The 18,286-nt window shown below is 50.7% G+C and carries 7 protein-coding genes; 1 reads left to right on the top strand and 6 read right to left on the bottom strand.

Features of this window, described 5'->3' with window-relative positions:
- Positions 1-140 precede the first annotated feature (140 nt).
- The 5 genes from AC0YNS_RS12690 to AC0YNS_RS12670 all read right to left on the bottom strand — a co-directional run bounded on the left by AC0YNS_RS12690 (position 141) and on the right by AC0YNS_RS12670 (position 15,259).
- Positions 141-5,924, bottom strand: a complete 5,784-nt coding sequence (locus AC0YNS_RS12690) for a WIAG-tail domain (RefSeq protein ID WP_475781350.1) — start codon at positions 5,922-5,924, stop codon at positions 141-143.
- 201 nt (positions 5,925-6,125) lie between these two features.
- Positions 6,126-12,242, bottom strand: a complete 6,117-nt coding sequence (locus AC0YNS_RS12685) for a hypothetical protein (protein ID WP_475781349.1) — start codon at positions 12,240-12,242, stop codon at positions 6,126-6,128.
- 9 nt (positions 12,243-12,251) lie between these two features.
- Positions 12,252-13,178 carry a copper amine oxidase N-terminal domain-containing protein gene (locus tag AC0YNS_RS12680; protein ID WP_475781348.1) on the bottom strand — a complete coding sequence of 309 codons (927 nt, stop codon included), beginning with the start codon at positions 13,176-13,178 and terminating at the stop codon, positions 12,252-12,254.
- A gap of 485 nt (positions 13,179-13,663) precedes the next feature.
- Positions 13,664-14,860, bottom strand: coding sequence for a glycosyltransferase family 4 protein (locus tag AC0YNS_RS12675; protein WP_475781347.1), 1,197 nt, complete (start codon positions 14,858-14,860; stop codon positions 13,664-13,666).
- Positions 14,861-14,968: 108 nt separating this feature from the next.
- Positions 14,969-15,259 carry a transposase gene (locus AC0YNS_RS12670; RefSeq protein ID WP_475781346.1) on the bottom strand — a complete coding sequence of 97 codons (291 nt, stop codon included), beginning with the start codon at positions 15,257-15,259 and terminating at the stop codon, positions 14,969-14,971.
- 154 nt (positions 15,260-15,413) lie between these two features.
- On the opposite strand from AC0YNS_RS12670, the gene asd reads away from it, so the two are divergent.
- Positions 15,414-16,202 carry an archaetidylserine decarboxylase gene (gene asd / locus AC0YNS_RS12665; RefSeq protein WP_475781345.1) on the top strand — a complete coding sequence of 263 codons (789 nt, stop codon included), beginning with the start codon at positions 15,414-15,416 and terminating at the stop codon, positions 16,200-16,202.
- 504 nt (positions 16,203-16,706) lie between these two features.
- Here asd and pdxR read toward each other — a convergent pair.
- Positions 16,707-18,206, bottom strand: a complete 1,500-nt coding sequence (pdxR, locus tag AC0YNS_RS12660; RefSeq protein WP_475781344.1) for a MocR-like pyridoxine biosynthesis transcription factor PdxR — start codon at positions 18,204-18,206, stop codon at positions 16,707-16,709.
- Between the last annotated feature and the right edge of the window lie 80 nt (positions 18,207-18,286).

Raw genomic sequence — 18,286 nt, 5'->3', positions numbered from 1 at the left:
GCTGTTCGCCCTTTCACCTTGCTACCTATCTGATAGGTACATCGTACGCGAGAAATGAGAACGCTGTCAACTGGAATATACTTTAATAACCAAATAGCCGGAGCTCCCTGAGGGGGCTCCGGCTATGATTTCTGCCTATTTTACTGGCCGATTCCGATCCAGTTCACCAGACCGATTGGCTCTGGGCTGATTCGGGTCCGCACGATTGTCAGTTGAACCGCTTCGGCTGTTTTGCTCTTGATTACAGCATAGCAGGAAGGCTGATCCGTCGTCGCAACGAACACATAAACGTTGTTGCTGAATGGCTGGTCGAAACCAATCGTAATGTCAATCTGCTCGCCTTGGCCTTGGAAGCTGTACGGCGCAAGCCCGAACTGCTGGATGACGGCTGTTTCCCGTTTGACCGTCGTAACCGGTGTGAAATCGAGCTTATCGCTGCTAATGCTGCCGTCTTGCAGCGAGCTGCCTTCCACAGCGAATTCCGGAGCCGGAGCTGCTTGAACCGGGAATGCATCTTCAGCAAAGTGAGCTGCCGTAATGCTGCCGAGGGCGATTTTGACACCTGTTACAGCGCCGTCTGCCAGTTGCTCTGAATTCACTGCTCCGATTGCAATGTGGCCTTCCTCGATGCAGCCGTTTGATATGGTTTGCTGAGCCGGCGCTAGTACGCCGGGCGCAAGCTTCTCGAGCGTAATTGCTCCGTCAGCGATCGCTTCTGTGCCAACCGCACCGACTGCCAGCTTCTCCGAGGTCACCGATCCGTTGCATAAAGCAACACTTTCGATGGAGCCAGGGATGAGATGCGAGGTCGTAATGGAGCGTGCTGCGATCTTGCTAAGCGTCACTGAGCCGGCTTGCAGCTGGTTCTCACCAACTGCTCCGTTCGCCAGCTTCGTGCCGCTGACAGCGCCATCGCTGATCGCTTCGCTACCCACGGAACCTGCTGCATAATGAGCAGAACCAATGGCTTTGTTTGCAATGATGTTCGATGTCACTGCTCCATGCTGCAAGTGACTTTCGCTTATTACGCCGAGTGCCAGCTTCGTGCTCGTAACCGAGCTGTCGCCTAGCGCTTCCGTGCCGACCGACAAGGGCGCCAGCTTCGCACTTGTTACCGCGCTGTCGCTGAGCGCTTCCGTGCCGACTGCGCTGCTCGCCAGTTTCGCACTTGTTACGGCTGCATCGACGATGGCTTCTGTTCCAACTGCTCCACTTGCCAGCTTCGCATTTGTTACTGCGCTATCGCCGAGTGCTTCCGTGCCAACTGCGCTGCTCGCCAGTTTCACACTTGTTACGGCGTGGTCGCTAAGTGCTTCCGAGCCAACTGCTCCGCTAGAGAGCTTCTCGCTTGTAACTGCTCCGTCACACAACGCCTTCGTACTGACCGCTCCGCCTGCCAGCTTCTCACCTGTGACTGCGCTGTCGCTGAGTGCTGCCGTGCCAACCGATCCGAGCGCCAACTTCGCACTTGTTACCGCGCTATCGAGGAGCGCTTCTGTACCGACCGATCCGCTCGACAGCTTCGCGCTGGTCACCGAACCGTCGCTCAGCGCTTCCGTGCCGACTGCTCCACTCACCAGCTTCGCGCTTGTTACCGCGCTGTCGCCGAGCGCTTCTGTACCGACTGCTCCGCTAGCCAGTTTCGCGCTTGTTACCGCGTTATCACCGAGTGCTTCCGTGCCGACGGAGCCTCCGGACAACTTCGCGCTTGTTACCGCGTTATCGCCAAGCGCTTCCGTGCCGACCGAGCCGCCGGAGAGCTTCGCTCTTGTCACCGAGCCGTCGCTGAGCGCTTCCGTGCCGATTGCTCCGCTAGCCAGCTTCGTACGTGTCACTGCGCTGTCAATGAGCGCATCTGTGCCGACCGAATCGCTTGCCAGTTTCGCACTTGTTACCGCGTTGTCGCCAAGTGCTTCCGTACCGACAGAGCCGCTCGACAGCTTCGCGCTTGTTACTGCGCTGTTGCCCAGCGCTTCGGCGCTGACGGCTCCTTTGGCCAGCTTCGCACCTGTGACTGCGTTGTCGGCGAGCACATCCGTGCCGACCGCTCCGGCTGCCAGCTTCGTGCTTGTTACCGCATTGTCGCCAAGCGCTTCCGCGTCCACTGCTCCGCTTGCCAGCTTCTCGCTTGTTACCGAGCTATCGATCAGCGCTTCCGTGCTAACCGATCCACTCGCAAGCTTTGCGCTTGTTACCGCTCCATCGCTGATTGCTTGCGTACTTACCGCACTTATTCCGAGTTTCTCGCTTGTCACCGCGCTATCGCTGAGTGCTTCCGTACTCACGGCTCCCAGTGCCAATTTCGCGGTTGTTACCGCTCCGTCTCTCAGCACTTTCGTGCCTACTGCACCGTTTGCCAGCTTCACGCCCGTCACCGAGCTGTCGATGAGTGCTTCTGTGCTCACCGCTCCGCTCGCCAGCTTCGCGCTTGTCACCACTCCATCGCCGATTGTATCCGTGCCGACTGCTCCGCTCGACAGCTTCGCGCTGGTTACGACTCCGTCTCCGAGCGCTTTCGAGCCGACAGCTCCGCGCGCCAGCTTCTCGCTCGTAATGGCGCTGTTGCCAAGCGCATCTGTGTTCACTGCTCCAGGCGCAAGCTTCACGCTTGTTACAGCTCCGTCGCTCAGCGCTTTCGAACCAACCGCTCCATTCGCCAGCTTCTCGCTCGTAACCGCGCTGTCGCTCAGCGCTTCCGTTCCGACCGCTCCGCTTGCCAGATGCGAGCTTTCGACCGCTCCTTTGCTTAGCGCATCCGAACCGACTGCGCCGTTTGCCAGCTTCGAGCTGATCACCGCTCCTTCGCCCAACGCTTCGCTTCCGACAGCGCCTGCAGTCAGATGCGCACTTGCGATCGATTTCGGTGCAATTTTGCTAAGCGTTACCGCGCCTGGCTGCAAATGTCCTTCGCCAACCGCCGATGTGCCGAGCGCTTCGGATCCAACGGCTCCGCTTGCGATCTTCGTGCTGCTGACAGCCCCGTCACTCAGCGTATCGTTGCTGATGGTACCGCGTTTGATTTTGATGCCATGGATGATGCCATCCGGCGCCTTATCAAACGTGTAAAACTCCGATGCCAAATGCGCTTGGGAGATCGAACCTTTGCGGATGTGGTACCCTTGAATGGCTTCAGCCTTCAAGTGTTTGCCTGCGATGGTCTCTAGTTGGATGTGATCGCCGTGCACAGAGAGCGATGACAGCTTCGAGCTTGTTACCGCTTCGTCGCACAGTTGATCCGTGCCAACGGACTCCTCGGATAAATGAAGCTGCAGGACGCTGTCGATCTTCAGATGCGTGCTGCCAACCGAAGACTCTGCGAGATGATTGGAATCAATGGCAGAAGCAGCTACATGCTGGCCATGAATCGCGGAAGGCTCGATTGCACGGGAGCTTACCGCTTCATTTTGCAAATGATAACCTGCTACACTGCCTTCACTCAGCTTCGCTGCGGTAACCGAATCATTGCTCAGATGAACGTCGCGAACGCTATCCGGTGCAAGATGCGCGCCGTAGACGGATTGCTCCGCCAAGTGCTTGCTGCCTACCGATTCGCTGCTCAGATGACCGCCGGTTACCGATCCCAGTGCAAGCTTATCGCCCGTAACCGCACCTTGAGCCAGCGCATCGCTGCCGACGATGCCTGCCGACAGATGCCGTTCGGTGATAATGCCTTTGGCAAGATGCTCTGCATCGATTGCACCTTTGGCCAGATGCTTACGCGTAACGGAACCAAAAGCCAACTGATCGCTTGTAACGGAACCGTTCACCAGCTTAGCCGTCGTTACGCTGCTGTCAGCCAGTTTACTTGATGTCACCGCGCAGTCCGTCAGCTTATCGGTAGAAACACTCTCCGGTGACAGCTTGAGGGAATTCACGATGTGATCCGCCAAATGGTGAGAGTGAATCGAGCCCGCTGCCAAATGCCGCTCCGATACGGAACCGGTTGCCAGCTTAATGGATTTCACCGCGCCATCTTGAAGTGCGTTTGTTTCAATCGCACCTTCGCTGATGTGATACGCTTCGATAAGCCCCGGCTGCAAATGCTGCGAGGTTACCGCTTCCGGCGAGATGGCTTCTTCCGTTACCGTTCCCGGCGAAAGATGGAAGGCGCGAACCGCTTCCGGACCGATTTTATCAAATGTGACGGACTCATCCGCCAGATGCTTCGTCTGAATAGAAAGCTCTGCCAGCTTAGCGCTGCTTACGCTGCCATCGACGAGCTTCTGCTCGCTGACCGACTCATCCTGCAGCTGTACTTGACCGACAGCAGCTGCGCTGATGTGCACCTGCTTCACCGACTGGGCCGCAAGCTTCTTATCCGTAACGGAACCGTTGATCAGATGTCCGGTAGCTACGCTGTTATCAATCAATTGCTTCGAGCCGACCGAGTTCTCCGCCAGATGGCGTTCTTCGATCGTGTCGGATAACATTTTGTCGCCGCTGATGCTGAGTCTGCTTAGATGTTTACCGTGAACCGCATCATCAGTCAGCTTGCTTGCCGTAATGCTATGATCCGCGATCTTGGATGCCGTAACCGCATGATCGACGAGTTTAATCGTGGAGATCGACAGGTCTGCAATTTTCGGTGACGAGATCGAGTAATCCTGCACATGCTCCGTACCGATTTCGGCGGCAGCGATATGCTGCGACTTCACGGCGCCGTCTTGCAGCTCCTTCGAGCCGACAGCTCCTTGCGCAATGGATTCGGACGTTACGGAACCGGCTTTCAGTTCTCTGGTGCCGACTGCTCCTTCAACCAAATGGGCAGCTGTAATTTCGCCCAGCGCCAGATGTTTGCCCAGCAGAACGCCTGATGCTACATGCTCCGCAAGCAGCAGTCCGGGCAGAAGATGGGAGGAATCGATTGCTCCAATGCTGATCTTCTCACCAGTTATCGAGCCATCGCGAATCTTCGAGCGAGTGATGGAGCCTTCCGCAAGCTTTGAGGTTGAGATGGCTTCGTTGGCAATATTCTCGGTACGGATCGCCGCACTTTTGATTTTGCTGGAAGTAATGGTTTGATCTTCGAGCAGCTCTGATGTAACAATAAGCGGCTTCAAATGTTTCGCTTCAATGGACCCTTCCGCAAGCTTATCGGCGCTGATTGTCCGGTCAGCCAGCTTCTCCGACGTAATGCTGTTGTCACGCAGCTTATCGCCTGTAATGGAGCGGTCGCGAATTTTCGTGCCTGAGATGGCATTCTTCGTCAAATGGTCGCCCGTAATGGACTCCGACGAGATTTTGGACGAGGTGATGGCACCGTTAGCGATTTTGATGCTTTCCACCGCGAAATCGGCAATCGTGTTCGTAATGACCGCACTCTGCTTGATCCGGTCGGAGTCAACCGTACCATATGCCAATTTAGCCGATGTTATGGCATTGTCGGCAATATCGTCCGTGTGTATGAAAGGCAGCGGTGAATCCGGCATACGCTTCTCGGCTACTAGCGCCTCTTTGCGCAGTAGCTCCTGTTTCAACAGTTCCTCCATCTGCTCAATATGGAGTCGTTCTGCTTCTTCGTTCTCGCGGGCCAGCCGCTCTACTTCTTCTGTCAATGCCTGTAATTCTGCTTCCGTCTGTGTATGTGGAATCAGCACGGCCGGCTCTTCCGAGACAACCACGACCGGCTCCTGCTGCGGCGCTTGTTGTTCCACAACTTCCGCAACTTCCTGCGCAGTAGTCACTTCAACCTCTTGCCGAGGCTGATCTTCCGGCTCCACTTGCTGCGTAACCTCTTCCGGAGTTTCTGTTTCCAGCACAGGTGCTGCTGCATTCACTTGAACCATTTTCTCTTCCGATTTCGCCGATATCGGCTTTTTCTTCTTCAATTCCTCGAGCCATTTCAACTCCGACGCGTTCGGATTATCCACATAAAATAACGGCTTCCGCCCTTTGGGGCCTTTTCCTTTGCTGCTCTTCGCCATAGCCCTCTCCTTCTTCCACCTCAAATGTCATAGGTATCATATGCATTCACCCATGGGCTGGTCACATGATCGAAGGTCTAATTATTTGTAAAAGGCGGCGAATGCCTTGATAACGTTCGGATAAATATGTTATTGCATAGGCGAGAAATGGGAAAAGAAGCTACTCCCACGAAGGAGCAGCTTCGTCCAAAATCAATTTAATTATTGCACGCGATGAACGCCGATCGTTTGCTGCACATCGCCTGCAATCGTAATCGTCACATTCGTAGTCTTGACTGTACCATTATTGTAAATGGCTTTAAACGTGAACGTCAGCGGCCCGTCGCCGAACTCCTCGAAGCTCTCCTCCCACATCGCCCCTGCCCAAGATGTCTTTGCTGCATTCGTCGGGCTAAGAGTAACTGTCATTCCGTTCATCGTGACCTTCACTTGATCGGCAATCGTTACGGTTCCGGTAGCCGTCGTAGTAGCGGACAACATGAATTTCTCCCCTGCCCAATATACCGCGTAAGCGCGGGGGCTATTCTCGTTGCCGCTGGTTTCGCGATTGCTCGCCTTACGACGCTCATCCCACAGTTCCGTATGTTTCACCTGTCCGCTTATCGATAGCGGCAGCACGGTGATGGTTTTGTGGACGATGACCGGAGGAGCCTTTCCGTCGGAGACCGAGAGCTGAATCAAATAGGTTCCTGCCGAAGAGCTTGGAATGCTCGGACCCACAGTAGGATAAGGAAAATCCCCCGAGAAATTGTACAACTGGCTTCTTCCGGCAGGGTCCGTAATGGAATATCGAAGGTCGACATGATCATGATCCGGATCCGTGATTGCATGAGACAAGGAAATCGTGTCGCCTTCATAAGCAAGTTTGGGCAGCCAGTCCAGATCCGCGGCAGGCGGCTGGTTCGTTTCAATAAATAAATATTTAGGCGCGCTATAGTCGCTCCAGTCATATCCATCGTACGCACGGACGACTACATATAGGTTGACCTTTTCCGGAAGATCCGTGCTTGGAACCCAATTTAAGACCGAACCGTTCTGAATACCGGAATCCAACTCTAAGATGCCGCCGTAACGATAGATTTTAAGCTGATACTTGGTTTGCGGATCGTCGTCCGGGTCTCCGTAATTCCACTTGAAGGCAGGACGCAGCAGCGTCATCTTCGTTGGATTGTTTTGATCCGTACTGCTCGGAATATAAATATCCGGAATTGGCTTTCGATTGATAATATGAACGTTTTTACTTATCTGAGCTTCCTGTCCCAGAGAATCTGTGAGGACCTGTCGGATACTGAACGTACCCATGGTATTGAATGCTTTGGTCCATGTCGTCCTAACCGTGCTCTGGAAGCTTTCAACTCCCGTGCTTTGACTCAAGATAAAATACTGATGGGCAAGATTTACAGGTCCACCATCTTCTTTATCGCTTGCTGTGGAGTCAATTGTGATGGGAACACCGCGATAGGTGGTTACAGGTGTAGTTGTAAAGCCAGGTATCGGCGGGTCATTGGCACCAGCGATCTTGGATACGGTGATTGTTACCGTATAATAGCTGCTCCACGCTTGATACTCGTCCCTTACAGCCATACCAACTTCATATTTACCCAGCTCCTGTGGTGCCACCAATTTCTGATTAACCATCGTTCCACTTGGCGTTATGTAGTAAAAGCTCTTCTCCATGATGCCTTTGGTCACTTTATAGTCAATGCCTGTTGCCTCTGTCGAGTAGTTAGTTGCGCTTAAATATCGATCTGGATCGTGGCTGGAATCTGTCCACTTGATTGTGCCATCCGCATTTACGGATAGCGCAAAGTTTGAAATTGGTCTGCGATGAACAATGACTTGCGTGCTGTACGTGTTTGATTCCTTACGATAATCATTGAATGTCAGATTCGGAAATAAATACGCACCATTCGGATCATCCAGCGTTGTATAGGCCACATCATATGCACCGACTTTATCGAACGGAGATTGAGGTGTAGTAAACGTTGTTCCTGACAAACTAGAAGGGCCGGATTTACCGTCACCTGCATCTAAGAACTTCTCAGCAACTTTGTTATATGTCCACTTCGTCTTATTAGCTACCAGAGGATCATTCTCCGTATCGAAATTGGTCAAGGAGTAGTGGACATTATCTCCAACCAAAGCCGTATTGAGCATTAAAGACTTGTTAATGGAGATTTCCGTTAGCTCCATGTCCTTAAATTCGGTTAATTCCGTGTTCCCGTACGGACCATACTTGCCCTCAGTAAAAGTGCTGTCTTCTACATCAATTAATGGAGTGCCGTTCACATAAATCTTAATGTTATCGGCAAGAGCTTTAATCGTAAATGAACTGTACGTCCCTGGTCGCATGATGAAATCCGCTTGCGCTAGAAGAGTTCTCGTTCCATCCTCGATTTTCACCAATCGCACAGTATCATTAGATGCTTCTACCCGGTACATATTATCTTTGTCTACCATGCGGAATGAAAAGCCAGATGAAATATCGGTGTCTAGAAACTTGAAGTTGTATTTCATCTTAAATCCGATTGATAGATCATCCTCCAGTGGCAGCGTATCGCTATAGAATTGCCCGTATGAATCATAATGTCTATCTTGTATTGTCGAAGAGGCAAGAAGGTAATGACTTCGATACCCTGATTCAACGTCTAGTTGTCCATCCTTTAAAGTCGTCAACGAATAGATATACGCTCCCATTGTAGCAAGAATCGTTAACTGACCGGATTCTAGATCTAGTTGTAGAACCTGTGTATCATAGGTGCCATAAGCATATCCATTCGGTGTGAATTTTAAATCGTTTATCCTTCCCGTTGCTGTCCACGCAAGTGACAGATCGCTAAATTTATAGGCGCGAATCTCAGTAGCAGCTTGTACGATAATGTAGTCTTTGTATGATCCAATAATGTAGTCAGTTGCAGTTAAAGCCTTCGAAAGAAGCAGGCTGCCATCGCTTGCCTTTCTGGCGATTAAGTTATGCGTCCCGCTATAGCGGACGATATAGCCAATTTTGCTGCCATCCGAACTACCGGCTAGCTTTCCTCCGAAACTATAACCACTACTACGACTATAGCCGCCGAATTGATAATCATACATGGTACCATCCTTGATGGTATAGACAGGCTTGCCTGACTTGCCGTCGAGTTTAGTCAATGCTAATTCATAGAAAGTTACACTTGATGAAGAACCTTGAGATGGCGTTCTAGACCACTTATCGAAAGATTCGTAGTAAACATTTCCATTTGCATCGTATCCTAGCGGGGATATTGAGACCCCTTCATGCGCTTTTCCCGTAGGAACATAGAACACCCCGGCTGGTAAATCTTCGGTATAGGCTGTTGTCGAATTTATTAAATGAGGTGCCGGGAATAGAAAATTGTCAGATGCATCTGGATTAGTTCCGGACTGAACTTGCGGGAAAGTTCTAGTCGTATATATATTTTTGGAGTCAAGGCTAAATTTAATGGGTTTATTAATCAGCATCGAGTGAGTTCCAACAATAAAACTGTCACTTCCAGCCGAACCCCAGAAAGTATTAGGATTCGCAATCTTCGCTTCAGGAGCCTGGCCTAGAGCTAATTGCGTAAACGTATAAAGGTAATCGTAGTCTGCGTCTATAATATAGACCAGCTCTAAGCTTCGGTCGATTTCTTCTACACTTATTTGCGAATAGGTGCGAAGCAGAGTCGAACCTTTATAGACCTCAATATCCTTAGCTCGTTTACTGCTGTTTGGAACGATGACCATCTTGTAATCATCAAATAAGACTGTACTGTCACTTTGATCCGTCAATAGGCTAACCGTTACTCCTGTTTTCGAAGGCCCTCTCCACAGGTTAACTCCGTATGAAACCACACTAGACAGAGAGTTTTCTTCACTATCCCAGATCCATCGCTTCACTGGACTCGTATTCTTCCACGTTGAAGATATCAGATCGCTTGGCCTTAATTTGTATGTCATCCCATATAGAGGAGGAGAGGAATTATCGCCTTTCATCTCAAACGAAACGAATGGGGCATCATTGATGACGTCAATGATGATGGATTCACATACGCTTTTTCCCCAGTCTTCCGTTCCGCAGGCTTCGATTTGACGCTTCCCAACGGATAGATACTTAAGATCAATCTTCCCTGTTCCAAAGTTTATGCTGACAGGAGTTTCTTCAACGAAGTTTCCATCGTTGTCTTTATCGTAACGCTCTTTAATTTGTTTGGACACGATCGTGTCACCGTCGATACTGAAAATATCGATCGTATAATTGCCAGTGACGTTCCGAAGCAGCTTCAACGGACCTGTGATTGTCACGTCTGGAGGCAAGTCAGGCTTTACTGTCAACGTGTGCTGAGCAGGCGCAAGGGATTTTAACCCAATCGCATCGTACACGTTAAGTGTAATCATTTCAGTACCCGGCGTAACATAGAGAGACTTTTTGTTCGTCCATTCATCTCTTGTGTGATCGATTGAACGGCCAGCAATGGGACTGTAACTATGAGAGGAACCGAATGCACTAGGCAGCGGCCGTCCCTCGACAACCTCGAAAGGTCCGTCGATAATTGGAACTGGGTTAGGCGGCACAACTTGAATTGTTGTACAAGCTGTAGTCGTGAGTCCATGCTCATCTCTCATCTGAGCACATACACGGTGTGATCCAAGCTTGTCCATAGTCAATGTATGCTGGCCGTCATTATATTCAACGCTCTTCGATGGAATCGACTGCACGAATGCATTTCCGGCCCCGAAATCGAAGCCCAAGAAAGTCATAAGGTCACCATCTGGATCATGTGGCGTTGGGATTGCTGGATCCTCAATATAGATAAGATCGAGCACCGTCCCCTCAAGGACTTGGGTCAGTGGTTTTGTCGGTGCGTACGGGTAGACATAGCCAATCTGGAAGCTTGGCGGATCATTGGGCCCGGTATCCTTTGGTTTCTCATAAAAGAAGGTTACATACGCTTCCGGCAGCGCAGCGGTTAAATTCACACTGGCGCTCGATCCAACTGTTACGGTGTTGGAATATGCTACATAAGAGAGATTCTTACCTTCAAGTATTCCGTATGTTGCAGAATTGGCTGAAATCACTTGAGAATGCGGTAAAGTCGGTACAGGAATCAGTTCGTCGCTCTGCTGCAAGTAGGGCTCAGAGGAACTGTTACGAACCATGTGCCGAACGTGGATCTTGCCGGCACTTACTACATCGTAGATGTAATAAAGATAGAGCGTTTTGAATGAGGAGCTATTATAGATTGGAATGCTGTATTCCCCTGCTGTCGGGCTGCTAAGACTAGTCGGCGGCGCGCCTGTTGTGGTTTTGACATAACCCTTATAGACATACCCAGCAGCCGAAGGATGCGCTGGAGTAAAAGAATTACCATTCGTTAAATCAATGGTTTTGTCAGGAAACACCGAACTGAGACTCTGGCCGGTAGTCGTGACATGGCGCACATGAGCTTTGCCATCTGAAACCGTTTCTTGATCATAGTAAAGATTGAGATAGTATCGATCATATTTCCCATCATATACAAAGGAAGGTGGGCTTCCAGTAATGATCGATCCCCCGCTTGGGGGGCTAAACGTACTTTTCTTATACCCGTTATACGTATAGCCAGCAGCCGTTCCAGGCGTGATTGATTGGCTTTGGCCTTGTGTCATGTTTTGCGTCTGATTGGTAAAGGCCGCATCGATATTCGTGCCAGACGTTGTGTAGTGATGAATTTCAAGTACGCCGTCGAGCTGGATTTCAAATAGAATCGGAAGATAGTAACGGTAGATTTTTGTTGATAGCGTACAAGTTGGACAATAAGAATCATGAAATAAAAAATTCATGTCGTAATTGTCAGCAGAGTTTAATGCCGCTGGAGCAGATGCCGTAAAAGAAATGCTCGAAGTGCCTTTTCCCGTTTCATTGCTTTTAATGGGAGTTCCAATATTAGAACTTACGAAACTAGAGAATTCTAGGTAGTCCTCTGATCCTGCCCGAGATCGCTGATATAAATCCATATCCGTTGCAGATTTAAAGTTGTACATTTTTACATCGCGTACCTTTCTTCCTGTAAAGGAGAAGGTATATGGATGCGTGAACGTAACTGTTTTTCCAGGTGCATCGAGATCTGCTGAATCCCATGTGCCGTCATTTTTACTCCATGTTTCATAATACATGAATCCAACAGCATAATACCGAGCTTCACCTGCAGCATTGTAATCAAGGACAGGCATAACGCTCGCATTATCTCCAAGGGCGGCATCAGCTTTCTCTGGAACTAGGTTAATAAACATGCTGAACATCAATGTAACTATAAAGGTGATACTCGTTAATCGCTTCATAGTATCTCCTTAGTTGAATGGATTTTTGACAACGATAGGAGCGGAATTCAATCCAACGGAGCTTTTAATTCCAATATATTTCGCATCTTTAAGTGTGAACTTAGCCCAATTTGTGTCTCCTAGTGAATCAAGATCCGTTCCGAGAGCAATAAAGTAATAGTGAATACGAAACGCTCCAATAGACTCGCGGAAATTGAAAAGTTCTGGTCGGTTGCGGAATTTATTAACATCCGAGAGATAAAAGATCCCTGTCCCCATCGAGCCGCTTTGAGTGGTTGTTGATTTGATATAAGTAACACCGCGAGTATCCTTCGACAAATCCCACCGATAATAGATAGACTCATTCAAAATAAACGGAAAATCACTGTAATCTAAAACATAGGCTTGCGTAGCTTTTTGTCCTGACTGAAAGACATCTAGATAAACTTCCCTGCCTTTGTAATAGGGTAAAAAAGGCTTAATACCCACTAGATCCGCTACATCCTCGACGTTCGGAATATCCTCATTCCCCACCCATACAAACTGCGCCACTGCATCCCAGCGAACAGGAACACCCAGCCCCTCACTGATCACGCGAATCGGGACAAGCGTACGCCCGTTCTCAACGATGGCCGGCTGCGCTAATGTTACGCTCTCCCCATTAATAACAGCTACATTCGATCCGATCGATAGCTTTACCGTTTTGCTTCCTTTTACAATCAGAATCGTGCTGCCTTGTTGGGTAACAGTCGCTTGCAGCTTCTCCGCTACGTACCGAACAGGAATCAATACGGTACCATCAACCATCTTAGGCTTCACGTCGAATGCAATTTTACGGGCATTATATAGAACCTCGATAGGCATGTCTGCCTTCAACATTTTCGGAACTGCTGCATTTACGACTCCAAACGGTAATGCCATAGATAGTGCAAGAGTAGATACTAGTAGTTTTTTCATTTTTTCGTTCCATCTCCTTTTATATATTAATCTCCCCGAACCCGAACTCCCTGTCCATCATCCCGCGGTATCCGCGCACTTTCTTTACTAGCCTGCACGATCCCCATCACGCCCATCGAGATCACTATCAACATAATTAGCACTACAAGCGAATAAAACATCTTCATTCCAAACACTCCTCTAAGTTGAATTTGACTAAGCTGCCTTCATAGGAACTAACATATTCTACCACTTTTCACCATAATTCGACGAGATAAATCTATCATTTTATACCATTTTATCCAGCCTATAATGCAAAAAAAGCACCTGCCCGCAAGCTGAATAATCAGCCGCAAGCAGGTGCCTCCTGCATGTCGTCTCTATCAATTCCTTAAGCAACGTTATCCGTTGTTGCCTACCATTCTCTATCTTTTGCTACTTCCTATCTTACTTTGGCTTTCGACATTTTTCAACCTTAATTTTACATTTTATTTCATCTATCGGATCTAATCCCAGCGCCCCTCCGCATCAACATCGGTTTCCATCTGCGCGTCTCGAAACAGCTCCAACCATCGCTCTGCCGAGTGCTGCCAAGTAAAATGCTGCTCCACCCGCTCCCGACTCTTTCGACCCATCTGCATACGCAGCTGATCATCGCGCAAGAGCTCCAGCAAGCGTTCACGCATTTCATGAACCACATCATCCGGATTGACCAAATAACCGGTAACGCCATCCTCAATAATTTCTTTCATTCCGCCCGCCCGCGTCGCGACGACAGGCAAACCGCAGGACATCGCCTCCACGTTCACAAGGCCGAATGCCTCCCGCTTTCCAGATGGAACAACAGCGACATCCGCTGCGAGGAACCAGCTCGGCACTTCGGAATAAGGTACATAAGGCACAAACTGCACATGCCCCTTCAGCTTCCGACCAAGCTGCCGCAGCTGTTTCACATACGGAGTTGTACGTTTGGAACCATAGAACGCACCACCTACAATAACCAGAAGTGCTGAAGGATGCTCCTGCACAAGCTTTGGCATAAGCTTCAGCAAGTGGTGGACCCCTTTGATTGCAAGAAGTCTGCCCATAAACAAAATGACACTTCTGCCCGACCATCCGCGTTCATTTCGAAGTTGAGCCCTACGATAAGCCCCCATTATGGAGTACTGAGATTGAAAACGCTCCGTATCGACTCCGAGATAGACGACACGCAGTTTCTCGGCGCACTCCGGCACTCGAGCGGCAACGTCCTCTCTCAAATACTCGCTGTTCACGATAATGCGATCGGCAGCTCGGAAACTCTGAGTTAGGAGTGCACTGCTAATGGCCTGTTTACGGATAAAAGTCGAGGAATGCAGGTTCAGCCATATTTTGCTCTGCGGCCGCAGTCTTCTAAGCTTCAACGCATAAAGAGGTCGATTCTCGATCTGCAGCAAATCCGGTTGGTGAGTCAGGATGGATTTTCCTACCCGCTTCAAATACAGCCGTTTATTATGAGCCGGGTAGCGAACTACGGATGCTCCGCCAAGCATCGTCCTATTCTCCAGCGTCCGGCTTGATCTCCCATAGATGTAAGCTTCCACTCGAGGAACAAGCAGCGGCACAAGCTTCTCAACTACCCGCTCCACGGAGCTGCTGCTCTGAGAAGGCAGTACATACGTACCCGGTGTCACAAATGCGATTTTGGCTCTAGCTCTGGCCATGAACGAAGCCCGCCTCTCTTTCAACAGCTTGCTTCTCCTATCATACGTACAAGGTTCGCTTGCTGACTCCGACAGAGGCCCCATTCCACCGATTCCGCTGCATCCAACTTATTGGCGTCTGCTCCATACCTGCTGAAGCAGCATACACAATCCATAGGGTCCCAAATAAGCACCGCTCACCAGAAAAACCGGACTTAGCAGCACCTCATGCACCTGCGTCATAAATACGGTATCGTCAAGCAGTGTTCTCGCCACGCTGTTCGCTGCAATGCTGAAGAAGCCCAGATAGGCTAAGACTGCCAGCCCATCAATGATTTTACGAAGAGCTTCGTACTTGACCCGAAGCACTGCTAGAATTAAGCCTCCAATAATCGCTCCAATGAGCACTAACCCTGTCATACGATCACCTCATATGACAGTATTTGCATACCTACTCGCCCCTTAAACATGCTTCCGGTGAACTCTATTGATAAATGAGTCGCGATATGTCAAACTAGTCGGAGACCACCACGACGAACCCCCGTTTAATCCAGAGAGGACGTGAACTACCGGCATGACCAAATGGCTGCTCCGATCCATGACTGAGCTTAGCTCGCGCAAATGGATTTCGCGCATAACCGGTCGATTCGCCCAGTCGCCCGCTAGCCGGCGCTTTATTCCAAGATTCGCCCGTATGTACGGGATCGCTATAGAGGAAGCCGAGAAACAGCTGCATGAGTATTCTACGTTAAATGAGTTTTTCACAAGGCGCTTGAAGCCCGGCGCACGTGTAATTGATGCTGACCCAGCTGCGCTTGTCAGCCCGGTTGATGCACTTATTACAGGCTGCGGTCCGATAGAGCAAGGCACGATTCTTAACGTCAAGGGCCAAGATTACACCATCGAAGAGCTGCTCAACCGCTCTCCCCGTATGGAGAATTACAAGAATGGCTACTACATGGTGCTGTATCTCAGCCCAACCGATTATCACCGCATACATACGCCTATAGCTGGTACGATTGTAGAACGCGAGCATGTACTCGGCAAAGTCTATCCCGTCAACGATTTCGGCCTCCGGCATATGCGTCGCGTGCTGAGCCGCAACGAAAGGCTCATCACCTACATGCGTCATGCCAATGCAGAGTCTGCTATCGTCAAGGTTGGCGCGATGAACGTCAGCAGTATCAAATATGTATTGCCCTTGCAGGAACGAATGGACAAAGGTGCCGATCTGGCCTACTTCGAGTTTGGCTCAACCGTCGTACTCTTGACTGAGGATGACAGCTTCTCTCCGCGTCCGGATATGAAGACAGGACTTAAAGTGCGCATGGGCGAGAAGCTCGGCACGCTTGCCAACACATAGAATATGGAAAAAGCTGTCCAAAAGTGTGACTCACTTTTGTGGCAGCTTTTTTGATTCCGCGGATTCTAGCTCTAACGAACCACACAGGTCTTATTTGATTCAAAAAAGCTGATTTGAATTTCTAACGGATCCCACAGGTCTTATTTGGTGTCAACACGCCTATTTTCGTCTTCATTCCCCGCAATAGCGTCTCCACGGTTCGTTAGATTTTGGAAGAAGCTATTTTCGAGCAAATAAGGCCCCCACGGTTCGTTAGCGTGTGAGACGGGTGCTCGGGGTACGACAAGTGCGTGACGGGTGCAAGTTGCGATGGAGGTGCATCGGGTGTACGCGGGGGCGATGGAGATGCGAAGTGCTCGGGGTACGCGAGGTGCTCCGGGTACGACGTGGTGCGCGAAGTGCGCGAAGTGCACGGATTGCGCGAGGTGCTCGAGGTGCTCGAGGTGCTCGAGGTGCACAGCGTGCGCACTTCGCACAGCGGTGCGCCGTTCAGCGCCTCCCCGCTCATTCCGCCCCCTCCCCCAACAACGACACCGCGATCGCTTCAATCCGCTCTGCTCCAGCAGCAATCTGCTCCTCCGTCAAATGCGAGAAGCCGAACAGCGCCGTATGGAAAGGCATTTCGCCCTCCCATAACGAGTCACCTACAGACCAATGAACGCCAGCTGCTGCACACGCATCCTGAAGACGGACATAGCTCTCCCGATCGCCCCGCCACTCGGCATACACGTGAAGTCCCGCATCCGCAGGAACGAACCTGAACCACCTTGTCAGACGACTCTCGAATTGTTCACGAAAGACAAGCAGCCGCCGACCGATAACCCGCTTCATCCGCCGCAAGTGACGAGAATAACAGCCGCTCGTTATAAAATGCGCAAGTGCTCGCTGCTCAACAAGAGCCGATGGATGCGGCTCCAGCAGCGCTTTTGCCAGGCGAAACGGCTCTGCCAAAGACGCAGGCAGCACTACATAACCAAGGCGCAAATCGACGAACATCGTCTTTGAGAAGGTGCCCATATAGACGACGCGATCATCATGATCGAGCGCCTTAAGCGGCTCTACCGGCCTGCCTCCCCAGCGCAGCTCGCTATCGTAGTCATCCTCGATAATGACAGCTCCTTGCCTCCCTGCCCATTTAAGCAATTCCGCTCTTCGTTTCGCCGACAGCACCGCGCCGGTAGGATATTGTCGTGTCGGCGTCACGACGAGCAGCTTGGATGGCCAGTCCTGCGGCACGATGCCTTCATCGTCAACGGCAGCTGCCAGAATCGAGCCGCCAGCAGCGGCAACCGCTCTGCGAATGCCGGTGAAGCATGGATTTTCCACCACCACCGGGAGCTCCGGACGCACGAGCAGCATAGACAACAGCGCGATCGCATGCATCGAGCCGTTCGTAATATAAATTTGCGAAGCATTCGCGCGAATTCCTCGCTCACGGCGCAAGCCCTTAGCAATCGCTTCTCTCAGAGGAAGGTAACCTTCCACCTCACTGCTGATAGCGGGAAACGCAGCCATCATCTCGCGAACCTCGGCATGCAGCGCCGCTTTCCACTCCTCCACCGGAAATTGCGACGAATCCACCTGCCCCAGCCGAAAACTGATCTCCTCCGCGCCACCAGCTCCCTGAAACGGATGATTCTCAACGGTCACAAACAGCTTCCTGGAAGAAGTAAGCTGCTCGGCCCAAGCCGACAATGTAACACGAGCACCGGCAATTGTCCCCGACTCCCTATCTTTTACAACACCAGAAGAAGCCGCGACAAACGTTCCGCTTCCGCCCTCAGCCCAGGCATACCCTTCCGCAATCAGCATGTCATAGGCTTGATTCACAGAGCCGCGCGACACGCCATACAATTCGGCTAGCTTCCTGCTGGAAGGCAAGCGAGCTCCTCCCGCCAGCGTGCCACTCACGATCCCTTCACGAAGTGCATGAAACAATGCCTCTGTCTTGCGTCCGAGTTCCTCGTAATACCGCTCAAAGGGAATGCGAAAATCCATATCCATAATGCACATTTGCCCCCATCTTTAGTGCCGCTGATAATTGGTCTATTGAAATTAGACTAAATTGGATCTTTTTAATTGTC

The organism is Paenibacillus sp. J22FR21, from assembly GCF_056269135.1.
Note: the sequence above shows the minus strand (reverse complement) of the source record. Positions and strands in the feature narration are given on the sequence as shown.

What these genes read in the sequence shown, in the direction of transcription:
- AC0YNS_RS12670 (WP_475781346.1), bottom strand. Translation starts at nt 15,259, where the DNA reads ATGACAGGGTTAGTGCTCATTGGAGCGATTATTGGAGGCTTAATTCTA.
- asd (WP_475781345.1), top strand. Translation starts at nt 15,414, where the DNA reads ATGACCAAATGGCTGCTCCGATCCATGACTGAGCTTAGCTCGCGCAAA.
- pdxR (WP_475781344.1), bottom strand. Translation starts at nt 18,206, where the DNA reads ATGGATATGGATTTTCGCATTCCCTTTGAGCGGTATTACGAGGAACTC.
- AC0YNS_RS12680 (WP_475781348.1), bottom strand. Translation starts at nt 13,178, where the DNA reads ATGAAAAAACTACTAGTATCTACTCTTGCACTATCTATGGCATTACCG.
- AC0YNS_RS12675 (WP_475781347.1), bottom strand. Translation starts at nt 14,860, where the DNA reads ATGGCCAGAGCTAGAGCCAAAATCGCATTTGTGACACCGGGTACGTAT.
- AC0YNS_RS12685 (WP_475781349.1), bottom strand. Translation starts at nt 12,242, where the DNA reads ATGAAGCGATTAACGAGTATCACCTTTATAGTTACATTGATGTTCAGC.
- AC0YNS_RS12690 (WP_475781350.1), bottom strand. Translation starts at nt 5,924, where the DNA reads ATGGCGAAGAGCAGCAAAGGAAAAGGCCCCAAAGGGCGGAAGCCGTTA.